Source organism: Mesocryomonas lacus (assembly GCF_055730135.2).
This window is the reverse complement of record NZ_JBUZWE020000005.1, coordinates 141,547-158,248: the sequence shown is the minus strand read 5'-3', so window position 1 is coordinate 158,248 and position 16,702 is coordinate 141,547. Positions and strand designations below refer to the sequence as shown.

Annotated in this window: 16 protein-coding genes and 2 tRNA genes; 12 read left to right on the top strand and 6 right to left on the bottom strand. The window is 67.3% G+C overall.

The genetic code is table 11. From position 1 onward, the window contains the following. Positions 1-35: 35 nt before the first annotated feature. Both ACZLZY_RS09915 and rlmB read right to left on the bottom strand, forming a co-directional pair. Positions 36-785: a DUF1007 family protein gene (locus tag ACZLZY_RS09915; protein ID WP_472933381.1), complete on the bottom strand. Its 750-nt coding sequence runs from the start codon at positions 783-785 to the stop codon at positions 36-38. A 126-nt stretch (positions 786-911) separates the two neighbouring features. Continuing rightward, positions 912-1,775, bottom strand: coding sequence for a 23S rRNA (guanosine(2251)-2'-O)-methyltransferase RlmB (gene rlmB, locus ACZLZY_RS09910; RefSeq protein WP_472933380.1), 864 nt, complete (start codon positions 1,773-1,775; stop codon positions 912-914). A gap of 204 nt (positions 1,776-1,979) precedes the next feature. Between rlmB and ACZLZY_RS09905 the strand changes: the two genes are divergently transcribed. Both ACZLZY_RS09905 and ACZLZY_RS09900 read left to right on the top strand, forming a co-directional pair. Further along, positions 1,980-2,063: transfer RNA gene (locus ACZLZY_RS09905), tRNA-Tyr, on the top strand. A gap of 71 nt (positions 2,064-2,134) precedes the next feature. After that, positions 2,135-2,208 (top strand) — tRNA-Gly (locus ACZLZY_RS09900). Here the strand turns inward: ACZLZY_RS09900 and ACZLZY_RS09895 are convergent. Continuing rightward, on the bottom strand, positions 2,197-2,583 hold the full coding sequence (locus ACZLZY_RS09895) for a hypothetical protein (protein ID WP_472933379.1): 387 nt from the start codon (positions 2,581-2,583) through the stop codon (positions 2,197-2,199). The two genes, ACZLZY_RS09900 and ACZLZY_RS09895, sit on opposite strands and share 12 nt — an antisense overlap. Before the next feature lie 307 nt (positions 2,584-2,890). On the opposite strand from ACZLZY_RS09895, the gene ACZLZY_RS09890 reads away from it, so the two are divergent. The 9 genes from ACZLZY_RS09890 to ACZLZY_RS09850 all read left to right on the top strand — a co-directional run bounded on the left by ACZLZY_RS09890 (position 2,891) and on the right by ACZLZY_RS09850 (position 13,274). Continuing rightward, on the top strand, positions 2,891-4,090 hold the full coding sequence (locus ACZLZY_RS09890; RefSeq protein ID WP_472933378.1) for a septal ring lytic transglycosylase RlpA family protein: 1,200 nt from the start codon (positions 2,891-2,893) through the stop codon (positions 4,088-4,090). 154 nt (positions 4,091-4,244) lie between these two features. Next, entirely contained in the window at positions 4,245-5,423 is a 1,179-nt protein-coding gene (locus ACZLZY_RS09885) for a D-alanyl-D-alanine carboxypeptidase family protein (protein WP_472933377.1), read from the top strand. A 22-nt stretch (positions 5,424-5,445) separates the two neighbouring features. Beyond that, on the top strand, positions 5,446-6,150 hold the full coding sequence (gene tmk / locus ACZLZY_RS09880; protein WP_472933376.1) for a dTMP kinase: 705 nt from the start codon (positions 5,446-5,448) through the stop codon (positions 6,148-6,150). Next, positions 6,147-7,196 (top strand): DNA polymerase III subunit delta', encoded by a 1,050-nt coding sequence (locus ACZLZY_RS09875; protein WP_472933375.1) that lies wholly within the window; start codon positions 6,147-6,149, stop codon positions 7,194-7,196. Before tmk ends, ACZLZY_RS09875 begins: the two co-directional genes overlap by 4 nt. Before the next feature lie 89 nt (positions 7,197-7,285). Continuing rightward, positions 7,286-8,824: a methionine--tRNA ligase gene (metG, locus tag ACZLZY_RS09870; RefSeq protein ID WP_472933374.1), complete on the top strand. Its 1,539-nt coding sequence runs from the start codon at positions 7,286-7,288 to the stop codon at positions 8,822-8,824. Next, on the top strand, positions 8,824-9,630 hold the full coding sequence (locus tag ACZLZY_RS09865) for a TatD family hydrolase (protein WP_472933373.1): 807 nt from the start codon (positions 8,824-8,826) through the stop codon (positions 9,628-9,630). The genes metG and ACZLZY_RS09865 overlap by 1 nt, the downstream gene beginning before the upstream one ends. Further along, positions 9,627-10,439 (top strand): MBL fold metallo-hydrolase, encoded by an 813-nt coding sequence (locus ACZLZY_RS09860; RefSeq protein WP_472933372.1) that lies wholly within the window; start codon positions 9,627-9,629, stop codon positions 10,437-10,439. Before ACZLZY_RS09865 ends, ACZLZY_RS09860 begins: the two co-directional genes overlap by 4 nt. Positions 10,440-10,567: 128 nt before the next feature. Continuing rightward, positions 10,568-12,172 carry a GMC family oxidoreductase gene (locus tag ACZLZY_RS09855; protein WP_472933371.1) on the top strand — a complete coding sequence of 535 codons (1,605 nt, stop codon included), beginning with the start codon at positions 10,568-10,570 and terminating at the stop codon, positions 12,170-12,172. Positions 12,173-12,185: 13 nt separating this feature from the next. Then, positions 12,186-13,274, top strand: a complete 1,089-nt coding sequence (locus ACZLZY_RS09850) for an enoyl-CoA hydratase/isomerase family protein (protein WP_472933370.1) — start codon at positions 12,186-12,188, stop codon at positions 13,272-13,274. Between the two features lie 80 nt (positions 13,275-13,354). Here the strand turns inward: ACZLZY_RS09850 and ACZLZY_RS09845 are convergent, their stop codons facing one another. Continuing rightward, entirely contained in the window at positions 13,355-14,752 is a 1,398-nt protein-coding gene (locus tag ACZLZY_RS09845; protein ID WP_472933369.1) for a PepSY-associated TM helix domain-containing protein, read from the bottom strand. A 108-nt stretch (positions 14,753-14,860) separates the two neighbouring features. Beyond that, entirely contained in the window at positions 14,861-15,187 is a 327-nt protein-coding gene (locus tag ACZLZY_RS09840; protein ID WP_496253576.1) for a hypothetical protein, read from the bottom strand. A gap of 315 nt (positions 15,188-15,502) precedes the next feature. Here ACZLZY_RS09840 and gnd point away from each other — a divergent pair, with 315 nt between their 5' ends. Then, positions 15,503-16,480 carry a phosphogluconate dehydrogenase (NAD(+)-dependent, decarboxylating) gene (gene gnd / locus ACZLZY_RS09835; RefSeq protein ID WP_472933367.1) on the top strand — a complete coding sequence of 326 codons (978 nt, stop codon included), beginning with the start codon at positions 15,503-15,505 and terminating at the stop codon, positions 16,478-16,480. A 77-nt stretch (positions 16,481-16,557) separates the two neighbouring features. Here the strand turns inward: gnd and cydX are convergent, their stop codons facing one another. Then, positions 16,558-16,701: a cytochrome bd-I oxidase subunit CydX gene (cydX, locus tag ACZLZY_RS09830; protein WP_472933366.1), complete on the bottom strand. Its 144-nt coding sequence runs from the start codon at positions 16,699-16,701 to the stop codon at positions 16,558-16,560. Position 16,702: the final 1 nt, after the last annotated feature.

The window sequence follows — 16,702 nt, the reverse complement described above, 5'->3', positions numbered from 1 at the left end:
GGGGCCGCTCGACGCTGCACTCGCGACGACGCCTATTAGGCCTTGCTGCAATCCAGGCTGAACTTCGTCGACAGGACCTCGGAGAACTTGATCCCGTCCTCGGGCACCGTGTCGCTGGTTCCCAGCGCCGAGATCGAATCCATCCAGGACTTTGCCGCCTGGTCCGGTGTCGGTGCCGCCGTGGTGGTTTTGCATTTCTTCGGCAGGCCCTTCACCGAAAAAGCCTTGTCCCCGCCGGTGAAGTCGAACGCGACGAAGTAGGTGTCGTCGAAATTGGAGACCGTCGTGGTCTTTCCCTTCAGCTCCAGCGGCTCGGCCGGCGCCATGCTGAACGAGAATCGCAGCTGGCCCCTCTTGGCATCAAAGATGACATCGAGCGTCGGCGGGGCCGTCAGCGGCACCTTCGCGCCGTTCTGGGTGACAAAGGTGTAGTAGGACCATTCGGCGATCGAGGAGCCGACCTGCTTGCCGATGGCCTTCAGTTCGTCCGGATCGAGCGTGCCATTGCCGTTCTTGTCGAAGTCGACAACGACGCTCGACGAGAACAGCTCGTCCATCCACCAGCTGTTGTGCAGCGACACCATCCGCCCGTCGGCACCGACGACGATCTGCACGGTGGAGTTGGCGAAGACATGTGGGTGCGCCGCAGCGGGCGTGGCGCCCGCGACAGCCGACGCCATCGCAATGCTCGCACAGGCGGCGAATCGCATGGTTGGGTTCATGGCAAGGCTCCTCGGCGTCAGGGCGATGGAGCCGACGAGAATGGCGAATTTGCGAAGCGCCATGGCCGGCTCGCGATGCGTTTGCGGGCGGTCATGACTGACGCTTCTTGGAAAAGCAGGATGCAGGCGGCCATCGGTCGATTCGGAATGCGATTGCCGGCCGAGACAGCCTGTCCAAGCCGCCTGAGATTACCGTGGTGCGAGGAAGCGCCGGGCTGCGTAGAGGGCGACAGCGGCCGCGTTGGAGACGTTGAGCGAGCGAATCTCGCCGGGCACCTCCAGCCGCGCCAGAACGTCGACCGTCTCGCGGGTCTTCTGCCGAAGCCCCTTGCCCTCGGCACCCAGCACCAGAGCGAGACGCGTTCCGGCGAAAGCCGATTCGAGCTGGCCTTCGCCCTCCGAATCGAGACCGACGGTCTGGAAGCCGCGCTCGCCGAGCTTCTGCAGGGCATCGGCCAAATTGGTCACCTGGACGTAGGGCACGAGTTCCAGCGCGCCGGAAGCTGCCTTGGCGAGAACGCCGCTCTCCTGGGGCGAATGGCGCGAGGTCGTGATGATCGCGCCCGCCCCGAAAGCCGCTGCCGAGCGAAGGATGGCGCCGACATTGTGCGGGTCGGTCACCTGGTCGAGCACCAGCACGATCTCGGAATCGCCGACATCCTGCAGCGACTTCGTCTTCAAGGGCGCGGCTTCCAGCATCACACCTTGGTGGACGGCATCCGAGCCGAGCTCGACGTCCAGCTGCCGCGGCTCCACGATCTCCAGCGGGCAGGGCAGGGCCGCCTCGTCGACCTCCAGCCGCACCAGCGCGTTGCGCGTGGCGAGAAGGCGGAAGGCCTTGCGCTTCGGGTTCTTCAGCGCCGCCGCCACCGTGTGCAGGCCGTAGAGCCGCACCCGGTCGTCCGGTCCCGGCTTGCCGGGATGCGACGGCCGTTCGCCGCGCGGCTTCTCGCCGCTCTCGGCCTTCGCGCCGGGCTTGGCATCTCGATAGGCACGCCGCAGCGTTGCGTAGTGGCTATCCTTGGGGGTGTGGGTCGGTCGGTCTGCGCTCATGCCGTCTCTCTATCGAAGCGGGCTCGCCCGCACAACGTTCGCTGGGGATTTCCGATGCTTCATGGCATTACGCGTGTTGACAGCATCGGCGCCGCTCTGCATAACGCCGCCCGGAGCCCAAGGCGACGCGGTCAGCCGCACTGCCAAATGGTTCTGGCGTACCACCGATAGCGAGCTGCATGCTTGCCTTTCGACGCCGGTTATGGAGGGATGCCCGAGTGGTTAAAGGGGACGGACTGTAAATCCGTTGGTTCGCCTACGTTGGTTCAAATCCAACTCCCTCCACCATAACCTTGCCGGCCCATCAGGTCGGATCTGAACAGCCCAATGCCGGCGCGGTGCCGGAGACTGCAAGCGACGCGGGTATAGCTCAGTGGTAGAGCAGCAGCCTTCCAAGCTGAATATACGGGTTCGATTCCCGTTACCCGCTCCACTTCCCAGATGACGACCACACAAGACGACGGCCAAATAAGCTTTCGCGACATGATTCCACTTCACCGCAACTCCTGGCTTCGTCGTCAGGGGCATTCTGGATCGCCGTTGCGTGGAATTCTCGTGCGCTCGCCCAGAACCGCGTTTTCAGCGCCAGCAAAAGGGCGAAGGCGATAGGACGCTCCTTGAGGTCCTTCAGGCGTCTCCCACGCAGGTTGGCGACCCAATCCACCCACCAGAGATGGTCGCCGCCCAGCTCCAATGTAACAAATTGTGATGGAAATTTATCGCGGTCGACGAACCAGGCGACTTTGTGACAAAAAAGCGGCGGCCGCCTTGGTTGCTCGGCTTGATAAAAGGCAAGCCAACAGTCCATCACCTCCTCCAGTAGCTTATCGAAAACCCAGAGGATTCAAACTTCTAACGGCATTTAGCGGAAGCAGGGTGAGGGCCGCTATATCGGCCGAAGCGTCAACACGTATGGCGCGATCATGACTGTCATCGCAAAAGCACAGTCAATCGAGGATCGTTTGCGGCGGTCCGTTTCGACGCGGTTCCCCCAAGTTGCTTCACGGATTAATCCGCTGATAACTCTTTCAGCCGAGGGATGCGGTCAAGGCGAGGGGGCCTCGCATCCCACTGTTCGAATGCGCCTGTCGACTGTGCCCGGGGATCAAAGCCGAATGACCACTGTCCATGCCACGCTGCGACGCTCGCTGACTGTTTCCGCGGTCATTCTGTCGACCATCGCCATGACGGCATGCCAGTCCGGTTCTTCCACCCACGGCGGCGACAAGCACGAGCGCATCAAGAGCGACCCGAACGAATCCTTCTCCTCCGCCGAATACGGCGTGAAGGCGAGCCCGCGCGTCACCGACCGCAAGATCGTTCCGAAGGGCGGCGGCCGCGAGCAGGTCGGCAAGCCCTACAAGGTACGGGGCATTTGGTACTATCCGAAGGAACAGCCGGGCTACAAGAAGTCCGGCAAGGCCTCCTGGTACGGCTCGAGCTTCCACGGCCGGTTGACCGCGAACGGCGAAGTCTACGACATGTTCGGCCTCTCGGCCGCCCACCCGACCTTCCCGCTGCCCTCCTATGCCCGCGTCACCAACAAGAAGACCGGCGCGAGCGTCATGGTGCGCGTCAACGACCGCGGTCCCTATGTCGCCGACCGCGTGATGGACGTCTCCTCGCGCGCCGCCGAAATGCTCGGCTACAAGCAGGACGGCGTCGGCGACGTCACGGTTGAATATGTCGGCAAGGCGCCGCTCGAGGGCGACGACACGCCGATGCTGGTGGCGAGCTACCGCGCCGGCACGGCCAGCCCGCTGAATGACGGCCTGCCGACCGGCGTGATGGTCGCCTCCAACGATGTGCCGACGCGTGGCTATGCGACGGCCCTCGTGGCACCCCGCGCCGCCGCACTTCCCGGCGTCCGGCCGCTTGGCCTGACGCAGCCCGCCGCCAGCCGCTCCAGCGGTTCGCTGGTCGACACCGGCAGCCCTAGTGTCGATTCGATCATCAGCGGCGCTGGCAGCGAAGGTGTCTCGGCGCCGCGTCCGACCCCACGGGCCATTGCTTACGGTTCGCTCGTCGCCTCCTATGCCCCAGCGGCGGCATCGTCGGGCGCCTCCGGTGCCCTGTCGGCGATCAGCCAGGGTTATGCCGGCGAGCGCATCGAAATCGGCACCGTTGGCGACAAGAAGCTGGTCGAGACCATCCGCCAGCTGGCGAACGGACACGGCCGACTGGTCGTCGACACCGGCGATCAGCCGGGCTCGGTCTCGCTGGCGCTCGACGCCAATCCGGGCGAGGACACCGACGCGCTGTTGCAGGCGCTCTGGCAGGCGGGTGCCGACAGCGCCTTCGTCCTGCACGACTGATCCCGCGTACGGCACGTCCTGATTCCCGCAGCGCTGAGACAACGCGATGAGTGGGGATAGACGTTTTGATGTGCTCTCGGCAGCATGTTTTCTGGTAGGCTTGAAAGACCGGTGCGATCCGCCGATCGATGCACCCTCTGAGCCCCGAGAGCCCATGCGCGTGACCCTCGCCGCCCGCCAGTTCCTTGCCGTCGCGACCCTTCTCTGCGCCACCCTGCCGCTGTCCGGTGCCCTTGCCGCCGAGGCGATGACGACGAAGGCGCGGAACGCCATCATCATCGACGGTGAGACCGGCGCGGTGCTGTTCGAGAAGGATGCGGACAAGCCGTTTCCACCGGCCTCCCTCGCCAAGCTGATGACCATGGAAGTGGTGTTCACCGCGATCGAGGAAAACCGCTTCGCGCTGACGCAGGAGTTCAAGGTCAGCGAGCATGCCTGGCGCACCGGCGGCGCGCCCTCCGGCAGTTCCACCATGTTCGCCAAGCTGAACTCCGTCGTCCCGCTGCAGGACCTGATCCGCGGCACCATCATCCAGGCTGCCAACGATGCGGCGATCGTCATCGCCGAGGGCTTTGCCGGCTCCGAGGCGAATTTTGCCGGCCTGATGAACGAGACCGCCCGCAAGCTCGGTCTGAAGAACTCGACCTTCGTCAATCCGACCGGACTGCCGGCGGACGGTCAATCCGTCACCGTGCGCGACCTCACCGTTCTGGCCCGCCATATCCAGGAGGCGCATGGCAGCTTCTACGGCCTCTACGCGCAGCCGGACTTCGAGTGGAACAAGATCAAGCAGCGCAACCGCAACCCGCTGCTCGGCATGAACATCGGCGCCACCGGCATGGGAACGGGCTACACCGAGGCTTCCGGCTATTCCTTGGTCGGCGTCACCCAGCTCGATGGACGCACCACCTTCATGGCGCTGGGCGGCCTTTCTAGCATTCCCGAGCGCACCGAGGAGGCAAAGCGTCTGCTCACCTGGACGAACACCGCCTTCCGGCGCGAGCAGCTGTTCGCCGAGGGCAGCAACGTCGGCACTGCGACCGTCTATGGCGGCGACCAACCGGGCGTCACGCTGTTGACCCGGGAGCCGGTGATCGCCTACGTCCCGAGCGACCGCCCCGAGACGGTCACCGCGATGATCCGCTATGACGGCCCGCTGCAGGCGCCGATCGATGCCGGCGCGCGGATCGGCCGGCTTGAGGTCAACATCGACGGCCAGCTGAGCGTCGCGCACGACCTCTACGCCGGCCAGAGCGTCGCTCGGGGCACCTTCGCCATGCGCGCCCTCGATGCGGCGCAGGAGCTTGCCTTCGGATGGATCAAGTCGCTTTGACGCTACACCGCCGGAAGCCCGAGTGACGGGCTATTTCGTGACGTTCGAAGGCGGGGAGGGCAGCGGCAAGACCACGCAGATCGGCCTCCTGGCAGAGAGCTTGCGCCAGCGCGACACGGACGTCGTGCTGACCCGCGAGCCCGGCGGCTCGCCCGGGGCCGACGCTGTTCGCCACGTGATCCTCTCCGGCGCTGCCGAGGCGTTCGGCCCGGAAGTCGAGACCATGCTATTCGCCGCCGCGCGCATCGACCACATCGCCGCGGTCATCCGGCCGGCGCTCGACGCCGGCAAGACCGTGCTCTGCGACCGGTTCCACGATTCGACGCGGGTCTATCAGGGCCTTGCCGGCGTCGACCCGGCGCTGCTGACGGCGCTGGAAAAGGCCGCGCTGGGGAGCGTCTATCCCGATCTCACGATCATCCTCGACATTCCCGCCGCCGAGGGCCTCAGCCGAGCCACCGCGCGCCGGGGGCCCGACACGGCCGACCGCTTCGAGCGCGAAGGCGTCGCGCTTCACGAGGCGCGGCGCGCAGCTTTCCTTGCGATCGCCGCCGCTGAGCCGGACCGGTGCATCGTGGTGGACGCGTCCCGCGAGCCAGAACTGATCGCCCGAGAGATTGCGTTCCTCGTGCAGGATGGCATCGAACGTCACCGGCTCGCCCGCGTCGGCCGCGCGGGCGCGGAGAAGGCGCCGGCCGCAGCGAAGAGCGGCGAGGCATCGGCATGAGCGACGTCGAGGCGACGGAAGAACACGACAGCATTCCCGGCATCGCGGCACCGGTGGCGAGCTACGACCTGCACGGTCATGTCGCGGCCTGGCGGCAACTGGTCGAGGCGCACCGCAGCGGCCGTCTGCACCATGCCTGGCTGCTGCAGGGTCCGCGTGGCATCGGCAAGGCGACGGCTGCCTTCGCCTTCGCCCGGCGGCTTTTGACTGTCACTGACGATGCCGATGACGAGGGGCCGGCGAGCGATCCCGACAATCCGGTCGTCCGCCAGATCGCCGGCGGCAGCCACCCGAACCTTGTCCACATCACCCGGCCCGCCAATGACAAGGGCACCGGCTTCAAGACGCAGATCACCGTCGAGGAAATCCGCAAGCTCAACCGGTTCTTCCGCACCACCACCTCCGAGCGGCAGTGGCGGATCGCGATCATCGACCCCGCCGACGACATGAACCGCAACGCGGCCAACGCCTTGCTGAAGATCCTTGAGGAACCACCCGAGCGCTCGATCTTCCTCATCACCAACCATCTGCCGGGACGCCTGCTGCCGACCATCCGCTCGCGCTGCCGGGTGCTGCGCTTCGATCCGCTGGGCGAGGACGATATGGCGGCGACGCTCTCGACCATGCCGCTCGGGCTCGGCGACGACGAACTGACCGCGGCGATCGGCCTTTCCGACGGCAGCGTCCGCACCGCCGTCTCGCTGATCGCGAGCGGCGGGCTGGAGCTCGAGGTGCACCTTCGCCGCGTTCTCGGCGCGCCCGCGCCGGTCTGGTCGGACATCCATGCGCTCGCCGACGCACTGACCCAGAAGGGCCGCGAGACTGCCTTCGAGCTGACGATGGCGGCCGCCTTCAAGCACCTCGCCGAGGAGGCCGAGGGCCGGCTGGCGAAAGGCGAGGTCGCATTGGCCAGCCGGCAGGCGGCGCTCTGGGCCAGCGAGCACGACCGGCTGCGCGAGGGCCTTGCCTACAATCTCGACCGCAAGCAGCTGCTCTTGACGTTCTTCGACAAGCTCTTCGCGCTGCGGGCCGGGCGTCCGGGCTGACGGGCGCCGGCCGCTTTGCCGATTGAGGCGGGCGGCGCGATGGCCTATGACGCTGGCAATCATCCCGCAGCCGACCGCAAGAAGACACGATGGCCGAACGCTATTATCTCACCACCGCCATCTCCTATCCCAATGGCAAGCCGCACATCGGCCATGCCTATGAGCTGGTGGCGACCGACGTCGTCGCGCGCTTCAAGCGGCTCGACGGCTATGACGTGATGTTCCTTACCGGCACCGACGAGCACGGCATGAAGATGCTGCAGACGGCGCGCAACGAGGGCATCGAGGTCAAGGCGCTGGCCGACCGTAACGCCGCGGAATTCCAGCGCATGGGGCAGGCCGTCGGCGCCTCGAACGATGACTTCATCCGCACCACCGAGCCGCGCCACCACGCCGCCAGCCAGGCGATCTGGAAGCGCATGCAGGACGCCGGCGACATCTACAAGGACAGCTACGCCGGCTGGTACTCCGTCCGCGACGAAGCCTATTACGCCGAGGACGAAACCACCGTGCGCGAGGACGGCGGCCGCTTCAGCCCGCAAGGCACGCCGGTCACCTGGGTGGAAGAGGAGAGCTACTTCTTCCGCCTTTCCGCTTTCCAGGACCGGCTGCTGAAGCACTACGAAGAGAACTCCGCCTTCATCGGCCCGTCCGAGCGCCGCAACGAGGTGATGTCCTTCGTCAAGTCGGGCCTGCGCGATCTTTCGGTCTCGCGCACCACCTTCGACTGGGGCATTCCGGTGCCGGGCGACGAGAAGCACGTGATGTACGTCTGGGTCGACGCCCTGACCAACTACCTCACCGCCACCGGCTACCCCGAAGAGGGCGAGCGCAGCGCCTTCTGGCCGGCCGATCTCCACATCATCGGCAAGGATATCGTGCGCTTCCATGCCGTCTACTGGCCGGCCTTCCTGATGTCCGCGGGGCTGCCGCTGCCGAAGCGCGTCTTCGCGCACGGCTTCGTCTTCAACCGCGGGGAGAAGATGTCGAAGTCGGTCGGCAACGTCGTCGACCCGCTGGCGCTGATCGAGGCCTACGGGCTCGACCCGTTCCGCTACTTCTTCCTTCGCGAGGTGCCTTTCGGCCAGGACGGCAACTATTCGCACGAGGCGATCGTCAACCGCACGAACTCGGAACTTGCCAACGATCTCGGCAATCTCGCGCAGCGTTCGCTGTCGATGATCAACAAGCACTGCGAGGCCAAGGTGCCGGTGCCCGGCGCCTTCACCGCCGAGGACGAGGCCATGCTGACGGCAAGCGCCTCGCTGCTCGAAAAGGCACGGGAAGCCATCGACCGGCAGGAAATGCACGCGATGCTGGCGCCGATCGTCGCCGTCGTGTCCGAGGCCAACCGCTACTTCGCCGGACAGGAGCCCTGGGCGCTGCGCAAGAGCGATCCCGCGCGGATGGCGACGGTGCTGTTCGTCACCGCCGAGACGCTTCGCCGCGTCGCGATCCTGCTGCAGCCGGTGATGCCGGGCTCGATGGAAAAGCTCCTCGACATCCTGGGCGTCGGGGCGGATGAGCGAACCTTCAACGAACTGGTGCCGGACGCCGCCCTCGTCTCCGGCCGCGACATGCCGGCCCCGGCGGCGATCTTCCCGCGCTATGTCGAGCCGGAGGCCTGATGCAGGAGCTCTTTCTCGTCGACAGCCACTGCCATCTCGACTTCCCGGACTTCGAGGCGGAGCGCAGCCAGCTGGTCGCGAATGCCGCCGAGAACGGCGTCGGGCTGATGGTGACGATCTCGACCTATGTCAGCCGCCTCGACCGGCTGACGGCGCTGACCGACGCCTATGCCAACGTCTACGCCTCGGTCGGCACTCACCCGGTCAATGCCGGCGAGGAGCCGGACGTATCTACCGAGGAACTGGTGCGCCTCAGCCGTCATCCGAAGATCGTCGCGATCGGCGAGGCGGGGCTCGACTACTTCCACGACAGCGCCCCGCACGATCTGCAGGCCGCAGTGTTCCGCCGGCACATCGCGGCGGCGCGCGAGACCGGGCTGCCGCTGGTGATTCATTCCCGCCAGTCCGACGACGACATGGCCGCCATCTTGAAGGACGAGAGCGCCAACGGCGCGTTTCCGTTCATCCTGCACTGCTTCTCGGCCGGAAGGGCGCTCGCCGAGACGGCGCTGACGCTCGGCGGTCACATCTCGTTCTCCGGCATCCTCGCCTTCCCGAAATCGACCGAGATCCGCGCCATCGCCGCCGATATCCCGATGGAGCGGCTGCTGGTTGAGACCGACGCGCCCTATCTCGCGCCGCCGCCGTTTCGCGGCAAGCGCAACCAGCCGGCCTATGTTCGCCACACCGCCGAAGTGCTGGCCGAGGTGAAGGGCGTCGATCTCGCGGGAATCGCGGAGGTCACCTCCGACAACTTCTTCAAGCTGTTCGCCAAGGTGCCGGACCCGCGGAGCGCGGCTGCGTGAGCGCGACGCTGCGCCTGACCGTGCTCGGCTGCGGCTCTTCGCCCGGCACGCCGCGGATCAACGGCGATTGGGGCGCCTGCGACCCGCAGGAGCCGCGCAACCGCCGCCGCCGCTGCGCCGCGATGGTCCAGCGCATCACAAGCGGTGGCACCACTACGGTGGTGATCGACTGCGGTCCGGATTTTCGCGAGCAGATGCTGTCGGCCGAGGTTTCGCGCATCGACGCCGCGGTCATCACCCACCCCCATGCCGACCATATCCACGGGCTCGATGATCTGCGCGGCTACGCCCTCGACACCGAGCGTCGGCGCATCGCTGTCTTCTCCGATGACGAGACGCATGCGCGGCTGCTCGAGGCTTTCGGCTATTGCTACGAGACGCCACCTGGCAGTTCCTACGAGCCGATCGCCGAGCACCGCCGGATCGTCGCCGGAGAAGCGTTCGCGATCGACGGGCCGGGCGGCGCCGTGGTGCTTCGCCCTTTCCGCCAGGTCCACGGCCGGATCCATTCGCTCGGCTTCCGCATCGGCCCGGTCGCCTATTGCAGCGACGTCAGCGACTTTCCGGACGACGCCATCGCGGCGATCACCGGCGCCGAGCACCTCGTCATCGGCGCGCTGCAGCACCGTCACCATCCCAGCCACCTGACGCTCGCGCAGTCGCTTGCCTGGATCGAACGCTTCGGCGTGCCGCGGGCGACCTTGACCCACATGCACACGCCGCTCGACTACCGGACGCTCTGCGCCGAACTCCCGGCCCATGTCCGGCCGGGACATGACGGCCTGGTGCTGGATTTCCCTGTCGCCTGACGGCTGAAACCGGCCGCCACCGAGAGGAGAAACCTCCGGCCCGCGACTTTCGGATGCTTTGCGCCCGCGCGGTCAGGCGGCTACAACGGTCCCCGCGACACGCGGCCAACGCGGCGCCGGGAGGATGCATGCAAGGCGAATACGACTACATCGTCGTCGGGGGCGGCAGCGCGGGCTGCACGCTCGCCAACCGTCTCTCGGCCGAGGGGCGCCACACCGTCCTGCTGCTGGAGGCCGGCGGCCGCGACAACCATCCCTGGATCCACATCCCGGTCGGCTACCTCTTCTGCATCGGCAATCCCCGCACCGACTGGTGCTTCACCACCGCACCGGAAAAAGGGCTCGGGGGCAGGGCGCTCGGCTATCCCCGCGGCAAGGTGCTCGGCGGCTGTTCGTCGATCAACGGCATGATCTACATGCGCGGCCAAGCCCGCGACTACGACCTCTGGCGGCAATCCGGCTGCACCGGCTGGGCCTGGGACGACGTGCTGCCCTTCTTCAAACGGTCGGAGGACTATTTTGCCGGGGCCGACGAGATGCACGGCGCCGGCGGCGAGTGGCGCGTCGAGGCGCAGCGGCTGCGCTGGGACGTGCTGGAGGCTTTTCGCAGCGCCGCCGAGGAATACGGCATTCCCCCGGTCGAGGATTTCAACCGTGGCGACAACGAGGGCTCCTCCTACTTCAAGGTCAACCAGCGGAACGGCTTTCGCTGGAACACCGTGAAGGCCTTCCTGCGCCCGGCCAAGGGCCGCCCCAATCTCACCGTCGCGACCTCCGCGCATGTGCGCCATTTGGTGATTAGCGGGGAGGGGGAGGAGCGCCGCGTCGAGGCCGTCACCTTCGACCAGAACGGCACCGTCCACACCGTGCGGTGCCGCCGCGAGGTGGTGCTGTCGGCCGGCGCCATCGGCTCGCCGCAGCTGCTGGAGCTCTCCGGTATCGGCAACCCCGCGGTGCTGGCGGAAGCGGGCGTCGACACGCTCCTCGCCCGCCCTGCCGTCGGCGAGAACCTGCAGGACCATCTGCAGCTGCGCTGCGCCTACAAGGTCACGGGCATCCCGACCTTGAACGAGAAGGCGACGAAGCTCCTCGGCAAGGCGATGATCGGGCTCGAATATCTCGCCCGCCGCTCCGGCCCGATGTCGATGGCGCCAAGCCAGCTCGGCCTCTTCACCCGCTCCGACAGCTCCTTCGAGACCGCGAACCTCCAATACCACGTGCAGCCGCTCAGCCTCGAAAAGTTCGGCGAGCCGGTGCACGCCTTTCCGGCCTTCACCGCGAGCGTCTGCAATCTGCGCCCGGAGAGCCGCGGCACCGTCCACATCGAGAGCGCCGACCACCGGCGACAGCCCTCGATTCGGCCGAACTACCTGTCCAGCGAAACCGACCGCCGCGTCGCCGCCGACTCCATCCGCATCACCCGGCAGATCGTCGGTCAGCCGGCCTTGCGGCCCTACCGGCCGGAGGAGTTCAAACCGGGCCCGCGCTACGAGACCGAGGCCGAGCTGGCGGAAGCGGCCGGCCTCATCGGAACGACGATCTTCCACCCCGTCGGCACCTGCCGCATGGGCGCCGATCCCGCGAGCGTTGTCGATCCCGAGCTGCGCGTGCGTGGCATAAGGGGCCTCAGGGTCGCCGACGCCTCGGTGATGCCGACCATCGTCTCCGGCAACACCAACTCGCCGACCATCATGATCGCCGAAAAGGCGGCCGCGATGATCCTCGCAGCCTGACCGGAAGCCCCGCATGTCCCTCGATCAACCGCTTGTCCTCACCGAGCGCGTCGGCGCCGCCGGCATTATCCGCCTCAACCGGCCGAAGGCGATGAACGCGCTGACGCTGCCGATGGTCCGGCTGATGCGACAGGCGCTCGACGCCTTCCTCGCCGATCCCGCGGTCGGGCTTGTCATCCTCGAGGCGGTGGAGGGTCGCGCCTTCTGCGCCGGCGGCGACATCCGCGCGTGCGCCGAGAGCGGCAAGGCCGGCGATGGCGTCGCGGAAGCCTTCTGGCGGGAGGAGTACGAGCTCATCTCCCGTCTGGCCGCTGCGGACAAACCGGTCGTCGCGCTGATGGACGGCATCGTCATGGGCGGCGGCGCCGGCCTTGCGATGCACCTGAAGCACCGCGTCGTCACCGAGAAGGTCCGCTTCGCGATGCCGGAGGTCGGCATCGGCTTTCTGCCCGACGTTGGCGCAAGCTTCTTGCTGCCGCGGCTGCCGAATTCCATCGGACATTATCTCGCGCTGACCGGCCGGTCGATCGGGCCCGGCGACATGCTGGCGGCGGGTCTGGCGGACCATTTCGTGCCGTCGGCAGCGCTCTCTGCGCTTCGCCAGGCGCTGACCGAGATGCCAGCTGCGGGCCTCACCCATGCGGACGTGTCGGCGTTGATCGCCGGCATGGCCTCGACGTCCGAGCCCGACCTCTTCGCCCGCCACGGCGATCTCATCCGGCAGGTCTTCGCGGAACCTGATGTCGGGACAATCCACACGGCGCTCTCCGCCGTCCCATCCGGCGATCCCGACACAGCTTTCGCCGAGGCGACTACCGCCACCATCGCCGCCGCCTCGCCGTTCTCGCTTGCCCTGACGGCGGCGCTACTCAGCCTCGGTGCGGCGTCGTCGACGCTGGAGGAGTGCCTCGTCCGCGAATACCGCGCCGCTTGCTTCTGCCTCGGCGCGCCTGACTTCCATGAAGGCGTTCGCGCTGCGGTGATCGACAAGGACCGTACGCCGCTCTGGCCGTCGAAGGCGCCGGGTGTCCCGCTGCCGGCGATCGAGACGATCCTCGCCCCGCGCGACGGCCAGCCGGACCCGGCCTTTTCGGGCAGCTGAAACCGAACCGCCTGTCGCCGCCAAGCATCGACCGCTGGCGGAACTCGGCGGCGCGAGCGATTTCCCGCGCCGACGAGGGTTCAGGACATCACGCGCCGCAAGGCTGGGACATTGCGGACGACGACGAGGTCGAAGGCCAACATGGCGAGGATCAGCAGGCCGCTCAGCGGAAACAGCACGCCGAATGCCACCGCCATCGCCCACAGCGCGCCGTAGACCTTTCGGCTGGTCGGATAGGGCGGAACACCCATGCGCCCGGATGGCCGCCGCTTCAGCCACATCACGACCGCCGCCACCGACATCAGGATGATCGACAGGCACGTCGCCAGCATCAGCAACTGGTTGGCGAGGCCGAACTCCTGCCCCATGTGGATGTTGATCCCGAGCTCGGTCAGCTTGGCCACCGCGCCGTAATCCTTGTAGCCGATGTCGACGAGCGGGACGCCGCTGTACTGGTCGAGGTGGATGGTCCGCACCTTGCCGAGATCGTCCGGGAAGATCGCGGCGGTGTAGACGCCAGACGCGTCGGCCGGCACCGTCATCTCGAAGCCCGGCGAGATGCCGAGTCCCCGCGCTGCCTGCATCGCCCGGTCGAGGCCGATCGGCGCCAACGCCATGTCCATGCCGGCCATGTCCACGCCGGACTTCTCCATGCCGGACATCGGCATCGGCGAGGCCTCCATCGTCCAGCCGACCTTGGCGAGCGCATGGTCGGCGTGTTCGCCCGACACCGGCACGTTGTCCCAAAGCGCGGCGGGATAGCCGGTGCCGGTGGCCACCGTGATCCGGGTCAGCGTGCCGCCCCAGAACGACGACCACGGCAGGCCCGACAGCGCGAGGAAGGCGATGAAGAGACCGGCGAACGCACCGGTGACCGCATGCGTGTCGCGCCAGAACACCCGCTTCGACGGCGTTCCGCGCACCGTCACGACGCCCCCGCTCTGCCGGCGCGGCCACCAGAGATAGAGGCCGGAGACGACGAGGATGATGGCAAAACCCGCCATCGCCTCGATCACCCGGTTGGCGTACTCCCCGACATATTCGAGGCTGTGCAGCTTGCGCACGACCTCGTTGAACTCCTGCTTCTTCACGACGACGTCGAGGACGGCTCCGCTATGGGGGTCGACGAAGGCGTAGGTCGGCCCCGCCGCGGTCGACAGCGTCACCCGGGCGGAAGCCGTCGCGCTGCCGGGATCGCGGAACGCCGTCAGCGTCCCGCCGGGCACGGCCGCGAGCGCGCGGGCGGCGATCTCGCTCTCCGGCAGCGACAGGCCCTCCGCCGCCACGACGTTGCGGTAGGCGAAGAGGCTCCCGTCGATCTCGTCGCGGAAGAGATAGAGCGAGCCGGTCACGGCCAGGAGGATCATGAAGGGCACCGCCATCAGCCCAGCATAGAAGTGCCAGCGCCAGATCGCGCGATAGGTATCGACGGCAAGGATCGGCACGGCACGCGGCGCCGCGGTGGAGAGGTTGGTCATTGCGAAAGATCTCTGTCCCGTGCGGTTCCCGGCACCGGTCCCGCAGGACGGGGTGCACGCGGAAGACGCCGTCAACCAAAGCAGCGGGGGATATGCCCCCGCGGTGGATCAGCTTTGGAGAAAGGCCACGGGCGGTGCGCGCGCCTGTCGTCGGCTGTCGGTGCGCGGCTCGCGTGCCGGGACCGGCGCCTCAGCAACCCGTTCGACGCGGTCGGCAAAGCGGATCGGCAGCGAGGGGGCATCCGACGCCGCAAGGGCGGACGGCACGGCCATGCCGGCCTGGCAGAGGAGGCCGCAGGCGCATTCCGGAATATGGTCGGGGGTAGTGGAGCGGTGCGTCCCGTCGGGCGCCGCGGTACAGATGATCGCGCCGGGGCCCGCCATCGCGGCCATCGCCGCGGTCGACAGGAGGACCTGGAACACAAACGTCAGCACCAGGAGCGCGCACAGCGCACCCCCCGATGATCTGTCACCCGCTATCGCCCGCCAGAACTGCATGATCGTCCATCGCATGGAGCACGGGGATTGTCGACTGGCGCAAGCGCCGGGAGAGGTGCCGCCGCTGCGACCGATCCGCCGGGTGCCCGGCAGCGCGCCGCGTATCGTCAGCGCGGCCCCGGCTGCGGCATGCTGGCCTTCGCACTTGCGAGCATCCCGGCCGAGCCTAGTTCTGCGCAGACGGCACTGCGGTCACGCCCTGATCCGGGCAGGCCCCGGCAATGCCCTGGCACCAGGATACCGGAGACTTCAATGCAGCTTGCAATGATCGGCCTCGGCCGGATGGGCGGCAACATCGTTCGCCGCCTCATGCGCGGCCATCACAGCGTGGTCGTCTTCGACCGCAACCCGGACGCGGTCGCCGCGCTCGCCTCGGAAGGCGCCATCGGCGCCACCAGCCTCTCCGACGCTGCGGGTCAGCTGCAAGGCCCACGGATCTTCTGGGTCATGCTGCCGGCCGGCGTGCCGACCGAGAGCACGGTCCAGGACATCCTGGCGAAGGCGGAAGCCGGCGACATCATCATCGACGGCGGCAACAGCTTCTACAAGGACGACATTCGCCGGGCCAAGGAGTGCGCCGCGAAGGGCGTCCGGTATGTCGACGTCGGCACCTCGGGCGGCGTCTGGGGGCTCGAGCGCGGCTACTGCATGATGATCGGCGGAGACGCCGAGACGGTGCGGTTCCTCGATCCGATCTTCGACACCCTTGCGCCAGGCTATGGCGACGTCGTCAGGACCGCCGGCCGGGATCCCGCGGACGACCGGGCTGAGCGCGGCTACATCCATGCCGGTCCCGCGGGGGCCGGCCATTTCGTCAAGATGGTCCACAACGGCATCGAATATGGCCTGATGCAGGCCTATGCCGAGGGCTTCGACATCCTCAACTCGAAGGCTTCCGCCAACCTTCCCGAGGAAGAGCGCTTCCAGCTCGACTTGCCGGATATTGCCGAGGTCTGGCGCCGCGGCAGCGTGATCTCGTCCTGGCTGCTGGACCTCACCGCCACCGCACTCGTCGGCGACCGCAAGCTGGAAGGCTATAGCGGCAGCGTCGCCGATTCCGGCGAGGGGCGCTGGACGATCGAGGCGGCGATGGAGGAGTCTGTACCCGCCAATGTTCTGACCGCAGCCCTCTTCGAGCGATACCGCAGCCGGGTCGATTCGACCTATGGCGACCGGCTCCTGTCGGCGATGCGTTTCGGTTTCGGTGGTCACGTCGAAATCCCGCAATAGCCGACGGTCGGAAGTCCACGAATAAAAAGGCGGCATCCCCCGATGCCGCCTTCTCTTTTGCGCCGGTCGCGCGTGCCTTAGCGGCGCGCCGCTGCCCGATGCCCCGATGTCTCGGGCAGCGCGGACAGTCGCAGATCTTCGCGCATCTCGAACCACATGGCGTTGATGATCGCGAAGGCGCAAGCGAGACCAACGCCGAGGACCCAGGAGAAATACCACATC